The organism is Janthinobacterium sp. GW822-FHT07H11 (genome assembly GCF_058798615.1).
The window spans coordinates 2,042,781-2,059,914 of the sequence record NZ_CM179507.1; the positions used below are offsets into that span (position 1 = coordinate 2,042,781).

18 protein-coding genes and 2 tRNA genes are annotated in these 17,134 nt (G+C 64.8%); 8 read left to right on the top strand and 12 right to left on the bottom strand.

Annotation, left to right across the window (positions count from 1 at the left end; all coding sequences use genetic code 11):
- Positions 1-160: 160 nt before the first annotated feature.
- The 5 genes from AC3RCJ_RS09145 to AC3RCJ_RS09165 all read right to left on the bottom strand — a co-directional run bounded on the left by AC3RCJ_RS09145 (position 161) and on the right by AC3RCJ_RS09165 (position 6,876).
- The gene (locus AC3RCJ_RS09145; protein ID WP_492963810.1) at positions 161-1,081 is read right to left on the bottom strand and encodes an SAM hydrolase/SAM-dependent halogenase family protein; all 921 of its coding nucleotides are present in this window, start codon (positions 1,079-1,081) and stop codon (positions 161-163) included.
- An 18-nt stretch (positions 1,082-1,099) separates the two neighbouring features.
- Entirely contained in the window at positions 1,100-3,607 is a 2,508-nt protein-coding gene (locus tag AC3RCJ_RS09150; protein WP_492963808.1) for a TonB-dependent receptor plug domain-containing protein, read from the bottom strand.
- Positions 3,608-3,719: 112 nt separating this feature from the next.
- Positions 3,720-4,607 carry an NAD(P)H-hydrate dehydratase gene (locus AC3RCJ_RS09155; protein WP_492963806.1) on the bottom strand — a complete coding sequence of 296 codons (888 nt, stop codon included), beginning with the start codon at positions 4,605-4,607 and terminating at the stop codon, positions 3,720-3,722.
- 16 nt (positions 4,608-4,623) lie between these two features.
- Positions 4,624-5,388, bottom strand: coding sequence for a histidine phosphatase family protein (locus AC3RCJ_RS09160; protein WP_492963804.1), 765 nt, complete (start codon positions 5,386-5,388; stop codon positions 4,624-4,626).
- An 87-nt stretch (positions 5,389-5,475) separates the two neighbouring features.
- Entirely contained in the window at positions 5,476-6,876 is a 1,401-nt protein-coding gene (locus AC3RCJ_RS09165) for an L-cystine transporter (RefSeq protein WP_492963802.1), read from the bottom strand.
- 251 nt (positions 6,877-7,127) lie between these two features.
- Between AC3RCJ_RS09165 and AC3RCJ_RS09170 the strand changes: the two genes are divergently transcribed.
- From AC3RCJ_RS09170 to AC3RCJ_RS09180, 3 genes are all read left to right on the top strand, one after another.
- Entirely contained in the window at positions 7,128-7,505 is a 378-nt protein-coding gene (locus tag AC3RCJ_RS09170) for a nuclear transport factor 2 family protein (RefSeq protein WP_492963800.1), read from the top strand.
- Positions 7,506-7,518: 13 nt separating this feature from the next.
- A complete protein-coding gene (locus AC3RCJ_RS09175; protein WP_492963798.1) occupies positions 7,519-7,908 on the top strand; it encodes a hypothetical protein in 390 nt (129 codons plus the stop codon).
- Between the two features lie 112 nt (positions 7,909-8,020).
- Complete coding sequence (locus tag AC3RCJ_RS09180) at positions 8,021-8,485, top strand: hypothetical protein (RefSeq protein WP_492963796.1); 465 nt, start codon at positions 8,021-8,023, stop codon at positions 8,483-8,485.
- Positions 8,486-8,646: 161 nt separating this feature from the next.
- Here AC3RCJ_RS09180 and AC3RCJ_RS09185 read toward each other — a convergent pair whose 3' ends face one another.
- Complete coding sequence (locus AC3RCJ_RS09185) at positions 8,647-9,255, bottom strand: IMPACT family protein (protein WP_492963794.1); 609 nt, start codon at positions 9,253-9,255, stop codon at positions 8,647-8,649.
- Positions 9,256-9,321: 66 nt separating this feature from the next.
- Positions 9,322-9,579: a hypothetical protein gene (locus tag AC3RCJ_RS09190; protein WP_492963793.1), complete on the bottom strand. Its 258-nt coding sequence runs from the start codon at positions 9,577-9,579 to the stop codon at positions 9,322-9,324.
- A gap of 126 nt (positions 9,580-9,705) precedes the next feature.
- On the opposite strand from AC3RCJ_RS09190, the gene AC3RCJ_RS09195 reads away from it, so the two are divergent.
- Entirely contained in the window at positions 9,706-10,431 is a 726-nt protein-coding gene (locus tag AC3RCJ_RS09195; RefSeq protein WP_492963791.1) for a helix-turn-helix domain-containing protein, read from the top strand.
- A gap of 281 nt (positions 10,432-10,712) precedes the next feature.
- Here the strand turns inward: AC3RCJ_RS09195 and AC3RCJ_RS09200 are convergent, their stop codons facing one another.
- The 4 genes from AC3RCJ_RS09200 to AC3RCJ_RS09215 form a co-directional block, all read right to left on the bottom strand.
- Entirely contained in the window at positions 10,713-11,123 is a 411-nt protein-coding gene (locus AC3RCJ_RS09200) for a hypothetical protein (RefSeq protein WP_492963789.1), read from the bottom strand.
- A gap of 42 nt (positions 11,124-11,165) precedes the next feature.
- Positions 11,166-11,453: a hypothetical protein gene (locus AC3RCJ_RS09205; RefSeq protein WP_492963787.1), complete on the bottom strand. Its 288-nt coding sequence runs from the start codon at positions 11,451-11,453 to the stop codon at positions 11,166-11,168.
- Between the two features lie 289 nt (positions 11,454-11,742).
- Positions 11,743-11,818, bottom strand: a tRNA-Lys gene (locus tag AC3RCJ_RS09210).
- A 79-nt stretch (positions 11,819-11,897) separates the two neighbouring features.
- Positions 11,898-11,973, bottom strand: a tRNA-Lys gene (locus AC3RCJ_RS09215).
- 119 nt (positions 11,974-12,092) lie between these two features.
- On the opposite strand from AC3RCJ_RS09215, the gene AC3RCJ_RS09220 reads away from it, so the two are divergent.
- Together AC3RCJ_RS09220 and AC3RCJ_RS09225 are read left to right on the top strand one after the other, a co-directional pair.
- Positions 12,093-12,551 (top strand): MarR family winged helix-turn-helix transcriptional regulator, encoded by a 459-nt coding sequence (locus AC3RCJ_RS09220; RefSeq protein WP_492964425.1) that lies wholly within the window; start codon positions 12,093-12,095, stop codon positions 12,549-12,551.
- A complete protein-coding gene (locus tag AC3RCJ_RS09225; protein WP_492964426.1) occupies positions 12,548-14,047 on the top strand; it encodes an MDR family MFS transporter in 1,500 nt (499 codons plus the stop codon). Before AC3RCJ_RS09220 ends, AC3RCJ_RS09225 begins: the two co-directional genes overlap by 4 nt.
- On the opposite strand, the gene AC3RCJ_RS09230 is transcribed toward AC3RCJ_RS09225, so the two are convergent.
- Positions 14,041-15,129, bottom strand: coding sequence for an NADH:flavin oxidoreductase/NADH oxidase (locus AC3RCJ_RS09230; RefSeq protein WP_492964427.1), 1,089 nt, complete (start codon positions 15,127-15,129; stop codon positions 14,041-14,043). The genes AC3RCJ_RS09225 and AC3RCJ_RS09230 overlap by 7 nt on opposite strands.
- Positions 15,130-15,233: 104 nt before the next feature.
- Between AC3RCJ_RS09230 and AC3RCJ_RS09235 the strand changes: the two genes are divergently transcribed.
- Entirely contained in the window at positions 15,234-15,557 is a 324-nt protein-coding gene (locus AC3RCJ_RS09235; RefSeq protein ID WP_492964428.1) for an ArsR/SmtB family transcription factor, read from the top strand.
- Positions 15,558-15,647: 90 nt separating this feature from the next.
- The gene (locus tag AC3RCJ_RS09240; RefSeq protein ID WP_492964429.1) at positions 15,648-17,006 is read left to right on the top strand and encodes a hypothetical protein; all 1,359 of its coding nucleotides are present in this window, start codon (positions 15,648-15,650) and stop codon (positions 17,004-17,006) included.
- Positions 17,007-17,134: the final 128 nt, after the last annotated feature.

The following is a 17,134-nucleotide window of genomic DNA, read 5'->3' on the forward strand; positions in this document are numbered from 1 at the left end:
TTGCCCAAATTAGAGTGGGCAGGCGCCGGCAGGTTCACCGGATTTACAAAACAGCGCGGATGGTTTGCGACATGGCGACCTTGTTTGACGCGGCGCAAATGCCTGTCTGGGACGGGGCCTGGCCAGGGCAGGCGCTCCTGGCCAGCGGGGCTTGCCGGTATTACTTGCTATTGACCTTGCTCACTTCTACCTCCCAGTCCACGCCCGATTCGACATGGTGCTTGGTGGCAAAGTCGCCCTGGCTGATGGCGACGGCCACGTCGAGCAGGCTGTTCAGGTAGACCAGGGGCTTGCCCTTGGCGACGCCGCCAAACGTGTGCTCGAACGGTGCCGTGACCTTGGCTACCTGCTTGCCCTTGTGCAAGATGCGCACTTGCAGCGGGTCATGCAGTTTTACCTGTAATTCGTCGAGCAGCGATTTCGGGATATTCGTCCAGACATTGCCATATTTCACATCGAGCACGGGCACGATGCCGCGGATGGTATTGCCGTCGCGCACAGGTTTTTGATAGGCGATCTTCACCACGGATGCGCTCGGCAATGGCGGTCCCACCTGTTCATAGCGGATGGCGCCCGATGCCAGGCGCGCACCGACATACGCGTACACGTCGCGGCCGTGGAAGGTGTACGACTCGGCGGAGCCCGCCAGGCGGTTGACCTTTTCATCGATTTCGCGCAGCTCTTCCACGCCGTCGCGCTCGGCGATCAGGGTGAACAGGCCGTTGTCCGGCCCCACGAAGTAGCGGCCCCCCTTGGTCTTCAGCACCACCGACTTGCGCTGGGTACCCACGCCCGGATCGATGACGGACACAAACACCGTGCCTTGCGGCCAGTAATTGGCCGTCTGGTACAAACGGTAGGCGCCCAGCCAGATGTCGTAGTCGGGAATCTGGTGCGTCAGGTCCGAGATGGTGAGCTGGGGATCGACGCCATAGGCGACGCCATGCATGGCGGACACGGCGCCGTCGGCCGTGCCGAAGTCCGTCATCAGCACCAGCGGCGCGGCAGCCTGGGCGGGCGACAGCAGCAGGGCGCCCAGGCAGGCGCCGGCGACGAGATGGGAGATTCGTTTGATGATCATGATTTATCCTTGTCCGTGTCAGAACGTGTAGCTTAATTTAGCGTAAAAGTAGGAGCCATTGACGCCGATCGGGTTGATGAAATTGTAAGGCAGGGCGCCGCCATAGGTGGCGTTATTCGTTTCGCGCACGCGCTGCGGATAGCGGTCGAGGATATTGTTGCCGCCCACGCTCACCGTCAGTTGCTTGCTCAGTTTTAATTGGCCTTCCAGGTCCAGCGACCAGACGGCGCCGAAGCGCTGGGCGGGGATGCCGTCGATCAAGGGCGCATCGCTGTCGTAGGAAAAATCCTTCAGCTCGCCAAAGCGGGTGGCGCGCGCCTGCACGCCCCAACCGGCCGCCTGCCAGTCAGCGCCCAAGATCAATTTGCTGGTCGGTGACGCATGTTTGATGCGGAACAAACTCGTTTCCGTCAGCAGGGTCAGACTGGGATCGATGGTGCTCAATGCAGTGGAACTCTGGCGCACCTTGTCGAGACTGGTCTTGTTCAGGTTCAGCGCCGCATTCAGGTTCAGTTTGCCTGAAGTGAACGCCAGGTCGTGGTTCAGCACCAGGTCCAGGCCTTTTGTGCGCGTGTCGAGCAAATTGGCCAGGTAGGCCACGGATTGAATGTCGCTGCGGCCATTCGTGGCCAGGTAGGCCGTGACGGCATCGCTTTGCAAGTCGCTCGAGCGCGTGATGCGGTCGCGGATGCGGATCACGTAGGCGTCCACCGTCACGCTGGTAGCAGTGGCCGGTTTCCAGGCCAGGCCCAGCGACAGGTTGGTCGATTTTTCCGGTTTCAGCTGTTGCGCGCCGAAGCTGCGCGCCAGCGGGTCGCTGGCCGGCAGCAGGGCCGCCGTTTGCAGGGCCGTGCCATCGGCGTTGAAGTTCAGGGTGGCGAAGCGGAAGCCCGTCTGCACGAGGGCTGGCGCGCGGAAGCTGTTCGACAGCGAGCCGCGCACGAGGAAGCTGTCCGTCACCTTGTAGCGCGTGGACAGCTTGCCCGTGCTGGCGCTGCCGAAGTCGCTGTAGTCGGAATAGCGGGCGGCGGCGCCCACCAGCAGGCGCGGCGTGAGGTCGCTTTCCACGTCCGCATACACGGAGCGGATTTGGCGGCTGCCGTCGTAGGCGTCCGATGGACGCAAGCCTGGTCCTGCCTGCGCGCCCGGTGGCGCGTCGTTGAAGCTGCCGGCCGCATACGAGGCGGAATCGCCGGCCGAGCTGGTGTAGGTTTCGCGCATCCATTCGGCGCCCACGGCCACGCTCAAGGGGGCGGGCAGGCCGATGTCGATACTGCGCGTGGCATCGAAGTTCAAGGCGTCCTGGCGGAAGTCGAAACCGGCGAGGTTGAAACGCGTGGGACTGGCCGCGCCCAGCGAAGCGTTGACGGAGTGGCTCACGCCGTAGTCAAAGCGGTCGCTGCCGTGGCGCGCGCTGGCGTCCCAGTTCCATTCGCCCGCGCTGCCGCGCACGCCGGCCACGATGCTGAGGTCGCGCTTGTCGCCATTGGTGACGGGACGGTAGCCGTGTGGATACAGGGCCGGCACGTTCGACGGGTCGCCCGGATAGCGGAAATAGGCGCTGCCGTCCGATGTGCGCTCGTTCACGGTGGCAAACGAGTACAGGTCGAGGCCGTTGGCCAGGGTGAGCTGCGCGTTGTAGAACAGGTAGTTGTTGCGCTGGCGCGAGTCGCCGGACTTGAACAGTACCTTGCCGTCGAGCGCCTGGTCGGCCGGCGTGAAGTTGTAGGAAGTCCAGCCCGCGTCGCTGGGGCCGGCCCGTTCCGTGGGCGAGCGGCGCCGCGTTTCCGCGCCGAAGCGGAAGAATCCCGCCTCGCCCAGCGGCACGCCATAGTCGGCGTTGACGATGACGGTCTGGCCATCGGTCAGGGTGTGATCGGTGGGATCGAAATGCGTGTGGTTGGCGCCATAGCTGACGGAGGCGGCGCCGCCCGTGCGGGCTTTTTTCAGCACGATGTTGATCACGCCGGCCACGGCGTCGCTGCCGTACTGGGCGCCGGCGCCGTCGCGCAGGATTTCGATGTGGTCGATGGCGTTCGGCGGTATGGCGTTGATGTCGACCGGCACGGTGCCGGCAAAGCTGCTTTCCGTGTCGAGCACGGCGCTCGTGTGGCGGCGCTTGCCGTTGATCAGCACCAGCACCTGGTCGGGCGCCAGGCCCCGCAACTGGATGCCGCGCACGGAATCCGACGCGCCGCTCGACTCGATGCGCGGGAAGTTGATCGACGGCGACAGGTTTTGCAGGGCCGCGCCCACGTCGCCCGTCGCCAGCGCATTGCTCACTTCACGCGCGCCGAAGCGGTCGATGGGCACGCTGCTGTCGAACACCGTGCGGTTGCGCGCGCGCGAACCGACGACGGTGACCTGGTCGATGCTGGCGCTGGCCGTTTCCGCGCTGCTGCCCGTGCCGGCTTGCGCGTCCTGGGCCCAGGCGGGCGCGGTGCCCAGCATGGCGCAGGCCAGCACGATGGCGCGCAGCGGCGTGGCGGGAAGGGAAGGCGTGGCGGATGAATGGCGCGGATACAAGGCGGTGTCCTTTGGGCTCGATTAGTGTTAGTACGGAAACAGTTGCAATGAGCTTAAGGGAGGTGGCGGTGTGCGCTAACGATTCTTTCTGGATATGCTTATGCTGTTGTTTTTATGCCGCCAGATTGCGCAGCAGGGCGGGAATCTCGGCCGGGATTTCGCGCGCCAGGTAGCCGAGGATGCCGAAGCGCAGGGCCAGCTGCTCGCCCGCCAGCGCATGCAGGGCGATGCCCCAGGCACAGGCCTGCGCCAATGGCGCGCCGCGCGCGGCCAGGCCCGCGATGATGCCGGCCAGGGTGTCGCCGGAGCCGGAAATGGCCAGGCCGATGTTGCCGCCAGCGTGAGCCCCGTGCGTCCAGCTGCTGCCGTCGGGCATGGCGAGCACGGTCAGCGCGCCCTTCAGGGCGACGACGGCATGCCAGCGTCGCGCCGCGTCCGTGGCGCAGGCATGCGGGTCGGCCAGCACAGCATCTTTGGTCACGCCCATCAGCTGCGCCAGCTCGCCCGCGTGCGGCGTCAGCAGCACCGGCTGCGTAAAACGGAAGTGCGCGGGCTGGCGCACGACCTGCATGGCGCGGGCGTCGAGGATCAGGCGGCTGTCGGCAAACAGGGGCAGCAGGTGGCGCATCAGTTCGCAGCTGGCCGCCGTGTCGCACATGCCCGGCCCGACGAGGACGGCGTCGACCTTGCCCGCCAGCGGCGCCAGCTGGTGGCGCGCCTCGTGGCGAAAGCCGCCCTGGGCCGTTTCGTCGAGGCCGATGACCCGCGCCTCCGGCATGGCGATGGCCACTTGCGCCGCCACCGAGGCGCCCGTCGCCAGGGTCAGCTTGCCGGCGCCCGCGCGCAGGGCTGCCGTGGCCGCCAGCACGATGGCGCCCGGCATCTCTTCGGAGCCGGCGACGATCAGCAGGTGGCCGCGCACCTCCTTGTCGCCGTCGGGCGCGGGCATGGGCAGGGGCCAGGAGCGCAGCAGGGAAGGGGTAATGGCGGTGGCGTCCATGGTGGCCTCCGAAGGGTCAGGATTTGGGCGCGGCCGGCATGTCGGGCTGGGCCGTGACTTGCGCGCCGGCCGCTTCCAGCGGCGCGACGAAGTTGCACAGGTCGAGCTGCAGCTTGCCGTGCCTGCCCAGGGCAGGATGAAAAGCGTAGGAAGTGATGCCGCAGTTGGGCACGTCGGCCGCCTTGTCGATGGCCAGGATGGCTTGCTCGTCGCAGCGTTCCAGCAGGTAGCGCAAGCAATTGACGATGACCTGGTGGCCGACGATCAGCACCCGTTCGCCCCGGTATTCGCGCGTGATGGTGTCGAGCACGCTGCGCAGGCGCAGGATCACGTCGCACCAGCTTTCGCCGCCCGGCGGGCGAAAATAGAACTTGCCGACGTGCTGGCGCTGTTCGTACAGTTCCGGGTATTTGCTGGCGATGCCGTGCACGGTCAGACGGTCGAGGATGCCGAATTCCTTTTCGCGCAGGCGCTCGTCGGCCACCACGGCACTCAGGCTGTCCGCACCAATGCGCGCCAGCACGGCTTGCGCCGTCTGCCGTGCCCGCACGTAGGGCGAATACAGCACGACGGTCGGTTGTTGTTCAGGGGGAAGGTTGGCGAACCAGTCGCCGAGGGCTAGCGCCTGGCGCGCGCCGAGGTCGGAGAGGGGGACGTCGACGTCGCGTTCGGCGATGGCGATCAACAGTTGCTTTTCCGCTTCGGCGGCATCGCGCGCCACGTTGCCGGCACTTTGGCCGTGACGCACGATCCAGATTTGCTGCGGCCATTTCTGTTCCATCGCCTTGTGCCTTCCTCCGTATTGATTGCGATTCAATATAGACGAAAGCGGCAGGGCGCGGCGCGCCGCTGGTGTGAGTGAAAAGGCTTAGGCCGCGTGTTCCGCCTCATCCAGGTCCGGCGCGTCGTCGCTGTTGTAGACGGCCAGGTCGGTCTGTCCCATGACTCTGCTGGTGACGGTGCCGGCCGTGATCGAGCCGCTCACATTGAGGGCCGTGCGGCCCATGTCGATCAGCGGTTCGACGGAGATCAGCAAGCCGGCCAGCGCCACCGGCAAGTCCATCGCCGACAGCACGATCAGGGCGGCAAACGTGGCGCCGCCGCCCACGCCGGCCACGCCGACGGAACCGATGGTGATGATGGCCAGCAAGGGCAGCAGGAAGCTGATGGTGAACGGATCGACGCCGACGGTGGGGGCGATCATCACGGCCAGCATGGCCGGATAGATGCCGGCGCAGCCGTTCTGGCCGATGGTCGAGCCGAACGAGGCGGCGAAGTTGGCGATGCCTTCCGGCGTGCCCAGGCGCTGCGTCTGCGTCTGCACGCTCATCGGGATGGAGCCGGCGCTGGTGCGCGAGGTGAACGCGAAGGCCAGCACGGGGAAGACTTTCTTGACGAAGCGCAAGGGGTTCAGGCCCACGCCGGCGATGATGGCCAGGTGCACGAGGAACATCAATATCAGCGCGCTGTACGAGGCGACGACGAAGTTGATCAGCTTTAAGATGTCCGTGTAGCTCGACGAGGCCACCACTTCAAACATCAGCGCGAACACGCCGTACGGCGTCAGGCGCAGCACCAGGGTGACCATGCGCATGACGATGGCGTGCGCCACTTTCATGAAGTGCTCGAAGGAAGCGAAGATTTCCGGCTTCTTGGCGGCAATGCCCGTGGCCGAGATGCCGATGAAGATGGAGAACACGACGACGGCGATGGTCGACGTCTTGCGCGCGCCCGTCATGTCGAGGAAGGGATTGGTCGGCACGAAGCTGACCAGCAGTTTCGGCAGCGACAGGGCTTTCGCCGTTTCCAGCGAACCCTGCAGCTGCACGCCGCGCGCCACTTCGGCCGCGCTCGAGGTCAGACCGACAGCCGTCAGGCCGAACAGCTTGGCCATCAGGATGCCCAGCGCGGCGGCGATCGTGGTGGTAATTAACAAGGTGCCGATGGTCAGCGCGCTGATCTTGCCCAGGGAACTCGCATCCTTGAGCTTTAAAATGGCGGAGATGATGGAGACCATGATCAGCGGCATGATGATCATCTGCAGCAGTTTGACGTAGCCGCTGCCGACGATGTCGATGTATTCATTGGTGCCGGCGATGACGGGCGAGCCGGCTCCGTACAGCCACTGCACGGCCGCGCCCAGCAGCACGCCCAGGCCCAGGCCCGTGAAGACGCGCACGGTGAACGTCGCGTGGCGGCTTTGCTGGCGGAACATGAAGGCGAAGACGATCAGCGCAACGAGCAGGTTAAGGATGATGTTAATTGCCATGAAGGGGCCTTATCTTGGTTTTGTTCCGGACTGCCGCTGGCACATGGAACTTCTGCCACGGCGAACACCGGCTGCAGTCCGGTACGGAAGGGCAAGCACTGTACAGTACTATGCTGGCGTTTTGCGCAATGCCGCTGAGAATATTACGCTATAAGGTTATGTATCCTGGGAATATATGCCGCAGGCGATTGTGAAAAGGGCTGTTTCATGCCAGCATGCCACGTTTGCCTGATGACTAACAAAGGATGAAAATGAATGTATTGACGGAAGTGCAAGTGCTGGATGGGGAAGAGCGCTTGCGCCTGGCCATGATGGCGTCCGATGTGGCCGCCCTGAACGCGCTGCTGGCCGATGAATTGCTGTTTACCAACCATCTTGGCCATTTGCTGAGCAAGCATGCCGACCTGGCCGCGCACGAACAGCGCCTGCTGGCCATCACCGACTTGCGCGCGTCCGAGCGCCATGTGCGCATCAATGGCAACGTGGCCGTGGTGTCCGTGCGCATGCAGCTGACGGGCAGCTACCATGGTGCCGAGACGCACGGCGACTTCCGCTTTACGCGCGTGTGGGCGCAGGATGCGGCCGGCACGCTGCAGGTGATTGCCGCCCATTCGGGCGCGGTGGCATAAGGAGCGTATCGCAGTGCATCATCGTTCCAAAGGGCAGCTGATCGAAGCTGTCATCGCCGCCGGCCCCATCACCCTGGCCATCACGGCCGGCTACCCGGTGCTGCTGTACAGGCTGGTGGATACCTGGGCCGACGCTCCTGGCGCCAATGCCCTGGCAGGCCTGCTGCTGACGGGCGGCCTGTGGGCCTTGCTCGAATTCTGGCGCATCGCGCTGGCCACCGTGGCGCGCAAGGCGTACGCGTTCAACTGGCGCTTCTGGCTGGCCATTACCGGCTTCCTCGCCTGTGCCGTGCGCTTCCTGCCCGACATGCCGGCCGGGCTGGCGCTGCTGCTGGTGATCTTGCCGGCGCTGGCCTGGACCCATTTCATCGTGCTGCAGGCGAAACGCCCGCGCCAGGCCTGAGCTGGCGCGGCAAGATCGCTGCGCCATGGCGTCCGGCTATCTATATAATTCTCCACACGCGTGGCAAGGCTGGCATGCCTGGCGCCCCTCCCTTACTTTTGAAAGAATGTCGATGAAAGCTCTCTTAGTGTTGCTGTTCGTATCGGGTTCCGCCCTGGCAGATGATGCCGCCATGCTGCAGTGCCGGTCCATCGCCGATGTTCCCGCCCGCGTGAAATGCTACGACGCCATCCCGCTGGGCGCGCCCGCGCCTGCCGCCACCGCGGTGGCGGCCGCACTGACGCCGCAGCAGCGCGAGCAAAGCTTTGGCATGGAAAGCGTCAAGGCGCCCAAGGCCGCCGTGCAGGAAGAGTCGAATTCGATCAGCACCACCATCGCCGGCAAGTTCGATGGCTGGAGCGGCAATGAATTGATCAAGTTGAGCAATGGCCAGGTATGGCGCATCGTCGACGGCAGTTCGGCCGTACTGTCGCCGCTGGACAAGCCGAAGGTCACGATCGAGCGCAATTTCATCGGCACCTTCTTCCTGAAGATTGAAGGCACCAACAATTCGCCGAAAGTGCGCCGCGTGCAGTAAGAGCCGGTTCCGGCAGGGAGCGTCTTTTGCTGGCGGCGCAAGAAGCGCGGGCAAGGCGTGAGGCGCCCGCGTGGCGAGCCACGCGACGACGGGCACGCAGTCCCCGCTTCTGAGGCGCGCCAGCAAGGGATGCATTCCTCTGCCGGGATGGGCTTGTCGCTTTAAGGCGCGCCGCCTGCGTCCTGGGCGTCGAGCCAGTCGATGCGGCCGTGGCCTGCGTCATCCAGGCGGGCCAGCAGGGCGGCGGCCGCCGTTTCGGCCAGGCTGAAGTCGAACAGCACGCGCTCGCCATGCGCCACCTGCAGCAGGGCGGCGCCGGCGCCCTCCAGTTCGCGGCGCAGCATGCCTTCGAGCGCATACGGCACCGTGCAGCGCAGCGCGCGCTGGCGCACGATGGCCGTCTTTTCCGCCTGTAACAACGCTTGCGCCACGCTGTCCGTGTAGGCGCGCACCAGGCCGCCCGCCCCCAGTTTCACGCCACCGAAGTAGCGCACCACGGTGGCCAGCACGCCTTCCAGGTCCTGGTGGCGCAGCACCTCCAGCATGGGCCGCCCGGCGGTGCCGGACGGTTCGCCATCGTCGACGGCGGCCGACTGTCCGCCCGCCAGCAGCGCCCAGCACACATGGCAGGCGCCCGGATGCAGCGCCTTCAAGTCATTGACCACCTGCTGCGCGCTGGCGCGATCCGTCATCGGCTGCACGCAGCCGATGAAACGGCTCTTCTTGATAATGAGTTCGCTGTGGACGGGGGCGGCAATGGTAAACGGCATGGCGGGTGCGAAGGCGGGCAAAGCAGCATGATAGAGGAAATGCGCGCCGGGGACGAGTCAGCCGAGTCAGGCGGCGGACGCGGACACCAGTGCGCGCAGCGCAGGATCGCGCACTTGCAAAATCTCGAACAGTCCCAGTGCGTGCAGGGCGGGCAAGGCGTCGACAATGTCGCGCTCCGCGCTGCCTCGTTCGGCGTCGCCGCTTGTGTCGTCCAGCCATCGCCGGGCATTGGCGAGAAAAGCGCCCACCGTTCCCTTGCGCACGGTGACGCCGTTGAACTGGGCCTGGTTTTGTTGATCGGCTAATACGTCTTCTGCACGCATGGTGAACTCCGTCAAAATGGAAAGACGCCACTGTATGATGATCGGATTGTCTTGCCTGCGCTGTTTATGTCATTCGATACGTCAAATCCGCCAATTTCTCCGGCATCGCGGCCCCTGCTGCGCGCCATGCGCATTGTCCAGCCGCAGGAAAGGGTGACGGCGGCGCACCGCCATGCCAGCGGCCAGCTGTTCGGCGCCATGCGGGGCTTGCTCTCCGTTGCCGCCGACGGCGGCCAGTGGGTGGTGCCGGCCAGCCATTGCGTGTGGATGCCGCCCCATCATATGCACGCGCTGCGTTCGCACGGCCCGTTTGCGGGCTGGAGCGTGTATGTGGACGAGGCCAGTTGCCTTGGATTGCCTGCCGCGCCTTGCGTGATGCGCGTCTCGGGCTTGCTGCGCGAGGCGGTGGGCCGCGCCGGCACCTGGCGCGATGGTGCGCCCGATGCGCTGGACGCGCGGCAGGCCCGGGTGGCGGGCGTGATCCTCGACGAGATCGCCGCCGCGCCGCACGAGGCCTTCGGCTTGCCCCTGCCCACGGACCCGCGCCTGCTGCGCGTGGCCCGCGCCGTGCTCGATGACTTGGCCGATGAGCGTGGCGTGGAAGCGCTGGCCGCCCGGGCCGGCGTGTCGCCGCGCACCCTGGTCCGCCGTTTCACGATCGAGACCGGCTTTACGCCCTCGGCCTGGCGCCAGCGCGCCCGCATCCTGCGTGCCCTGGAATTGCTGGCCGCCGGCCAGCCCGTGACAAATATTGCGCTGGACCTGGGCTACGACAACGTCAGCGCCTTCATCGCCATGTTCAAGCGGGTGATGGGGGTGACGCCGGGCAGGTATGGGGAGGGGCTGGCGTAGTTGGCCGGCTGGCCAGTCCTGCAACAGCCTGACGGTATTGATTGTTGTACGAACGCCCGATGCGCCGCCTCGGGCGTTCTGTCGTGCAGGCCGTATGTGGTCGTTCCTGCTTGTCGATCCGCAACGATAGCGCCACCATCTTGCTCGCCTGCTTCAGGTTTGCCGGCCGATTGAACAAGAACTGGCCTTCCGGAATGCCATTGATCCCCTTGGCCAGCAATGCGAACGAAGTGTGCGGCATCGTCATGCCGGACCGGCCGCATCCCTGTGCCTCCGACGGGCTATCTAGCTTTCCCGGTAATATTTGGCGGCGGATTTTCGAGGCTGTAGGTGGTGAGCAGCAGCACGGTATCGATAATGCAGAGCACCAGCAGGCAGCCGAGTATCGCGAAGATGACTTTGACCGTCTTGCGCAGTGTGCCGCCGCGCGCATTGGCGGTGCTGTCGGCAATCATGACGTGGTCAGCGGCAGCTCTGCCGCTACCGGCCGTATGCCTGGCTTGCTGCCGTTGCACCGGCATGCCAGTGTAGATATCGAGTCCATTGTTGCGGCGATATGTCTCTACCTTGGTAGCGGCTGAAAATGGATGTTCATGGAGGTTGACCCCTGCCATGCTTTGTTCTCCCAGGCTGGAGCCGTAGATAGTGCTATGCGGGGTGTGGGAATTACAGGTGGAATCGTTGTCGCTCATGTCGCCATGCCTTTTATCATTGATTGCAAGGGGTGTTGGTACTCACTTCCGTGCGACAGACCAACCTTTGTCCGTCTTGACGAAGCGCATGCCGCTGACTTGTCCTTCCACTCCTTGGATATCGCACACGTAGCCGCTCGTATCGGCCTTGCTGCAACCGAGTACCTTGATCTTGGCGACGACTCCCGGGATGTCGACCTGCATGAAGGAGGGGGTCTGCAAGGTCATCTCCCTGCTCAAGGCGTCGCGTACTTCGCTTTCGCTGGGCGCGCCGCCACAGGCGGACAGCAGCGTGGCGATGATGAGCGTGGGGACAAGTTTGATTTGCATGATGGGTTCTCCTCGGTTGTGCGAGTCAGCGACTCGATGATGCGGGCCTGCACGTACTGGCGGGCCGGCTCTGGTCTGGCTCATTCTGCTTTGCGCAGCCTGACAGGGCCAGGGTTTTGACATAACCAAATCATTACCGTACGCAGCTTGTTGATACGTAAGGGTTTTTTATGCTCTCGCAGGGAGGTGCCGCAGCGTGCTGACGGTGCATGCAAGGGGGAGGGGCGGGGTGGAATGGGCGCGCAAAACAAAAAAGCCAACCGCGAACGGTTGGCTTCTCTGACGTATTTGGTAGGCCGTGCGGGATTCGAACCTGCGACCAACGGATTAAAAGTCCGCTGCTCTACCAGCTGAGCTAACGACCCAAAAACTTTGACTACTTACTGCGGTAACACTGTGCGGTACGTGCTTGCCATGGCGGCATGCAAACGGACTGCAAATTCTTGGTAGGCCGTGCGGGATTCGAACCTGCGACCAACGGATTAAAAGTCCGCTGCTCTACCAGCTGAGCTAACGACCCAAGGGCGGCTATTATGACGGCCAATGGCGGTTTTGGGAAGGGCGGGGATGGAAAAAACCTTGCGTGAGGTGCGGGTACCGTCTAATATGGGTAGGTAGTCTACCTATTTATATATGCCCATGCCCATTACCGAAGACTTTCCCATCCCCGAACGCGCGCTGGCGCTGTCCGATGACTTGCGCCTGGCGTTCAAGCGCCTGTTGCGTTCGATGCAGCGCGAAGGGGGCGAGCTGGAGGGCGGCGTATCGATGATGCAGTCCATGCTGCTGGCGTTGATCCACGAGCAACCGGGCATCGGCGTGGCCGCGCTGGCGCGGCTGCAGAACGTGCGCGGGCCGACCGTCAGCGCCCAGGTCAAGTCGCTCGAAGAGGCGGGCCTCGTCGAGCGCGGCGCGCCCGATCCGCGGGACCGCCGGCGCTCGGGCCTGCACGTGTCCGCGCAAGGCCTGGTCATCCTCGAAACCTTGCGCGCGCGGCGCCGCGATGCGCTGGCGCGGCGCATCGCCCGCCTGACGCCGCAGCAGGTCGATGCGCTGGAAGCGGCCATGCAGCCGCTGCTTGAGATCGGCCAGGCATGAGCCGCCACGATCATGCCGCAGGCGCAGACAAGGACGCCGCCAAACCTGTCACCGAGCGCGAAGTGCGCGCCATCTACCTGGGCCTGATGGCCGTGCTGGGCCTCGGTGCGCTGGACCAGAGCATCGTCGCCACGGCCTTGCCGCGCATCGTCGATGACCTGGGCGGCATGGCGCACCTGTCGTGGGTGGTCACGGCCTACGTGCTGGCGTCGACGGCCACCATGCCCCTGTACGGCAAGCTGGCCGACCAGTACGGCCGCCGCCCCATGATCTTCACGGCCCTGCTGACCTTCTTGCTTGGCTCCGTGCTGTGCGGGCTGGCGCAGAACATGACGGAACTGATCATCTTCCGCGCCATCCAGGGCCTCGGCGCGGGCGGCTTCATGCCGCTGGCGCAGATCATCATCGGCGACATCGTGCCGCCCGCCGAGCGGGGCAAGCGGCAAGGTATGGTGCCCATCGTGTTTGCCGTCACCAGCGTGCTGGGCCCCGTGCTGGGCGGCGTGATCACGGATGCCCTGTCGTGGCACTGGATTTTCTATGTCAACCTGCCCGTGGGCGCGGCCGCCTTCGTCATCATCGCGCGCGCCATGCGCAAGCCCGTGCGCACGCATGCGCACAAGATCGATTACCTGGGGTCTGCGCTGCTGACGGGCGCCGTCACGGCGGCCCTGCTGGTGCTGGCGCTGGGCGGCACCGAGTGGCCGTGGGACTCTCTTGCCATCAAGGTATGCGGCGGCGTCGCTGTGCTGCTGGGTATCTGGCTGGCCTTCCACGTGGGCAGGGTGGACGAGCCCGTGCTGCCGCCCGAGCTGTTCGAAAACCGCACCTTCAATATCGCCAGCCTGGTGATGGCCATGACTTTCATGGGCCTGATGGGCGCCAGCGTCTTCTTCCCCCTGTTCTTCCAGCTGGTGATGGGCACCAGTCCGGCGCAGTCTGGCGTGATGACGGTGGCGATGATGGTGGGGCTGGTGGCGTCGTCGATGTTCAACGGCCGCGTGCTGTCGCGCTCGGGCAAGTACAAGATGGTGCAGGTGGCGGGGCTGGCCGTGGCGCTGCTGGCGTTTGCCGTGCTGGCCTGGGCCATGGCAACGTCGCGCGGCTACTGGATCATCGAGCCGGCCATCTTCCTGCTCGGCACGGGCTTAGGCTTGGTCATGCCGAACATGACGATCGCCGTGCAAAATGCCTTGCCTCTGGCGCGCCGGGGCGTGGGTACGGCCATGCTGGCCTTTTTCCGCTCGCTGGGCGGCTTGCTCGGCGTGACGGCGTCCGGCGCCATCCTCGCGCACCAGCTGCATCAACATGGCGTGGAAGCTGTGTCGGCGCTGGGCGCGCACGCGGCGGCGCAGACGGTGGAAGTCTACCGCCACGCCATCGCCAGCGTGTTTGGCGCCGGCGCCGTGCTGCTGCTGGTGGGACTGGTCTTCCTGCTGTTCCTGCCGGAATTGCCCCTGGAGGGGCATCCGGCAACGGTCAAGGACGATCAGTAGCGCTCGAGCCAGTGCGCGTACGGCGCCGGCAGGGTCCACGAGGCGCGCTCGACGCCGAGTTCCTTGGCGGCAAAGTATGCCCAGTGCGGATTGGCCAGGTGCGCCTTGCCGACCATCACCACGTCCAGCTGTTCTTCCTTGACGACGCGCTCGGCGATGGCCGGCGTGCCGAAGCCCCAGGCGGACGAGACGGGCACGCCCGCTTCGCGGCGGACTCTTTCGGCAATCGGTCCCATGAAAGCGGGGCCCCACGGAATCGATACGTCGGGAATGGTAAAGCCCATGCTGACGCTGAGCATATCCATGCCGGCATCCTTGAACTGGCGCACGAGGCCGATGGATTCGAGCAGGGTTTGCTCGTCGCGGCCGTCGAATTCCAGCACGCCGAAACGGATGGTCAGCGGCAGGTGCTCGGGCCACACTTCACGCACGGCTTTCAATGTTTCCAGCAGGAAGCGGCTACGGTTTTCCACGCTGCCGCCATAGATGTCGTCGCGCTGGTTTGAGTGGGCGGAAAAGAAGCTTTGCGCCAGGTAGCCGTGGGCGAAGTGCAGTTCCAGCCATTCGAAGCCCACTTCGCGGGCGCGAATGGCCGCGTCGACGAAGTTCTGTTTCACGCGGGCGATATCGTCGAGGTCCATGGCGCGCGGCACTTTCGGCAGGCCGCCGCCAAAGGCGATGGCGGACGGGGCGATGGTTTGCCAGCCGCGCGCGTCGCCATCAAGAATGTGGTCGTCGCCTTCCCACGGGCGGTTGGCGCTGGCCTTGCGGCCAGCGTGGGCGATCTGGATGCCGGGCACGGCGCCGGCCGCCTTGATGGCTTTCACGACGGGCACGAAGGCTTGCGCCAGATCATCGTTCCAGATGCCCGTGCAGCCGGGCGTGATGCGCCCTTCCGGTGCCACGGCCGTCGCTTCGACGATCACCAGCCCCGCGCCGCCGCGCGCCATGCCCGCGTAATGCGACAGATGCCAGTCGTTGGCCTGGCCATCGACGGCCATGTACTGGCACATGGGCGGCACGGCGATGCGGTTGCGCAGGGTGATGTCTTTAAGATTGAATGGTTGGAAGAGGGCGGACATGGTGGCCTTTGTGTGTGGATGAAAAGATTGGGAAATGCTGATTCGGTAGTTCGTAAATATTCGAAGAATGGAATTAGTATAGCGCATGCTGTATGATTCTGCTCATGCGCCCACACAAACATCCTCCCGCCAGCGAATTCGTCCTCGAGCGCGTGCTGTACGCCCTGAGCGATTCGATCCGCCTCGACATCGTGCGCCACCTGGCCAGAGTCGACGCGGCCGCCTGCGGCGACCTCGACGGCGGGCGGCCGAAATCGACCGTCTCGCACCATTTCAAGGTCTTGCGCGAAGCGGGCCTGGTCTACACGGAAAACGCGGGCACGACGCACATGAACACCCTGCGCCGCGCCGATATCGAGAGCCGTTTTCCCGGCTTGCTCGACGCCATCCTGGCGCAGCAGCCGCAGGCGCCAGCCGAGTTGCCGTAGAATATCCTCAATATTGCTGATTTTTCAGCATGTCCCGGGGACTTGAAACGAATGCCAGCTTCTGCGCGGCCTCGCTTGCGAGGTATTTCCTTGTTTTTTGCGGCTGCCGTGCTGCTGGCTGCCTGCTCGCCATACACGGCGCCGCCGGAAGGTCCTTACGCTGGCGTGCTCAAGCGTGGTGAAAGCGTCACCGCGGCCACACCGGCAGGGCCGTTTACTGCGCTGGCTATCCAGTACCGCCAGGGCGGCGGTTACCTGACGTCCACCCAGATCGACTCGATGCGGCTGTTGTACCGCGACAAGGTCCTGATCAAGAAGGCCGAAGACCTCACGCGCTGGGACGGTATCGGGCAGCCTGTCTATTTTGCCGAAGTGTTTGAAAAGTACGACAAGGTGCTCAAGCTGGCGTACGAGCGCGATGGCAGGGCCGTGGTGCAGCGGATCGCGGCGGCCGATATCGCATACCATGCCACCGAGGCCTTTCCGCATGGCTTTCCGCTGGCGCCTGGCTTGCGCTACTTTCCTGGCCAACTGCAACCGGGCTTCCTGCTGCAGGCACTGCCAGTCAGGGAAACGGTGCTGCCCGACCCGCTCGCCGGCATCTATAGCCTGCATGCCAATACCCTGGCCGCGATCTCGCCGGACGGCACTTCGTTTGCCATGGTCGACAGTGACAACGCGCCATCGGTCGTGATGGTGGTCGATGCCGATGGCGGCCGGCGCGAAGCCATCGGCCTGCCCAGGACCTATCTGGCAGACCTGCCGGATGCGCAGGTCCATCCTTACGTGCGCGTATGGGACTGGGCGCGTACCACGTTTTCCTGGTACAAGAACGGCGCCGGCAAGTGGGAGGTGCGTACGGCTGCCGCGGCCAGCACGCCGGCCAATGCGGTCGAAGAATTGTTTATCGATGAACAGTCCGGTTATCGGCAATGCTTTGCCGCCAGCAATGCCGCTTGCCTGCGCACCTGGCGTGCCGCGGACGCGGCGCAGTTGCGCAAGACATTTGGGCCGGACTACGCGCCGCCATTTGCGTGGGTGCCGCAGGCGGCCACCCAGGCGTTTGGCGCGAATGTTTCGCTGCTGTTGTTCTCCCGCCTGGGCTTCAGCGGCACCGGCACCGCTTACTCCGCCTATGTCGACGGCGCTCAGGAGGCACTTGCCGCGCAGCTGTCCATGCGCTTGCAGGGCCGCAATATCCCCTTCGTTCGCGTCGATCAGTGTCCGCCCCGCCTGGGCCATGGCGGCAAATGTGAGGCGCTGCTGGCGGAAAGGCTGGGGCGCTCCGAGTCGATCGGGCGCGAGCTGGAGCAACTGATCAATAGCATGGAAGACCAGCCTGGCGTGCTGTTCATCCTGCCATCGATGGCCGTGGTGGTGCGGGCGCGGCAGGAGGGTGGGAGCGTGATGCAAACCATGATGCGCGCCGATTTTTCGCGCAAGGACTGATAGTGCCTGACTGCCGCGCGTCACCGAAGTGCCAGGCTCGGCTATGATGTCGGCCTTTCGGTAAATCCTCAGCCTTGCGCCTGTTGCGCGAGGGGCTGGCGACACTACCTGGCACGGCAAGGATTGGG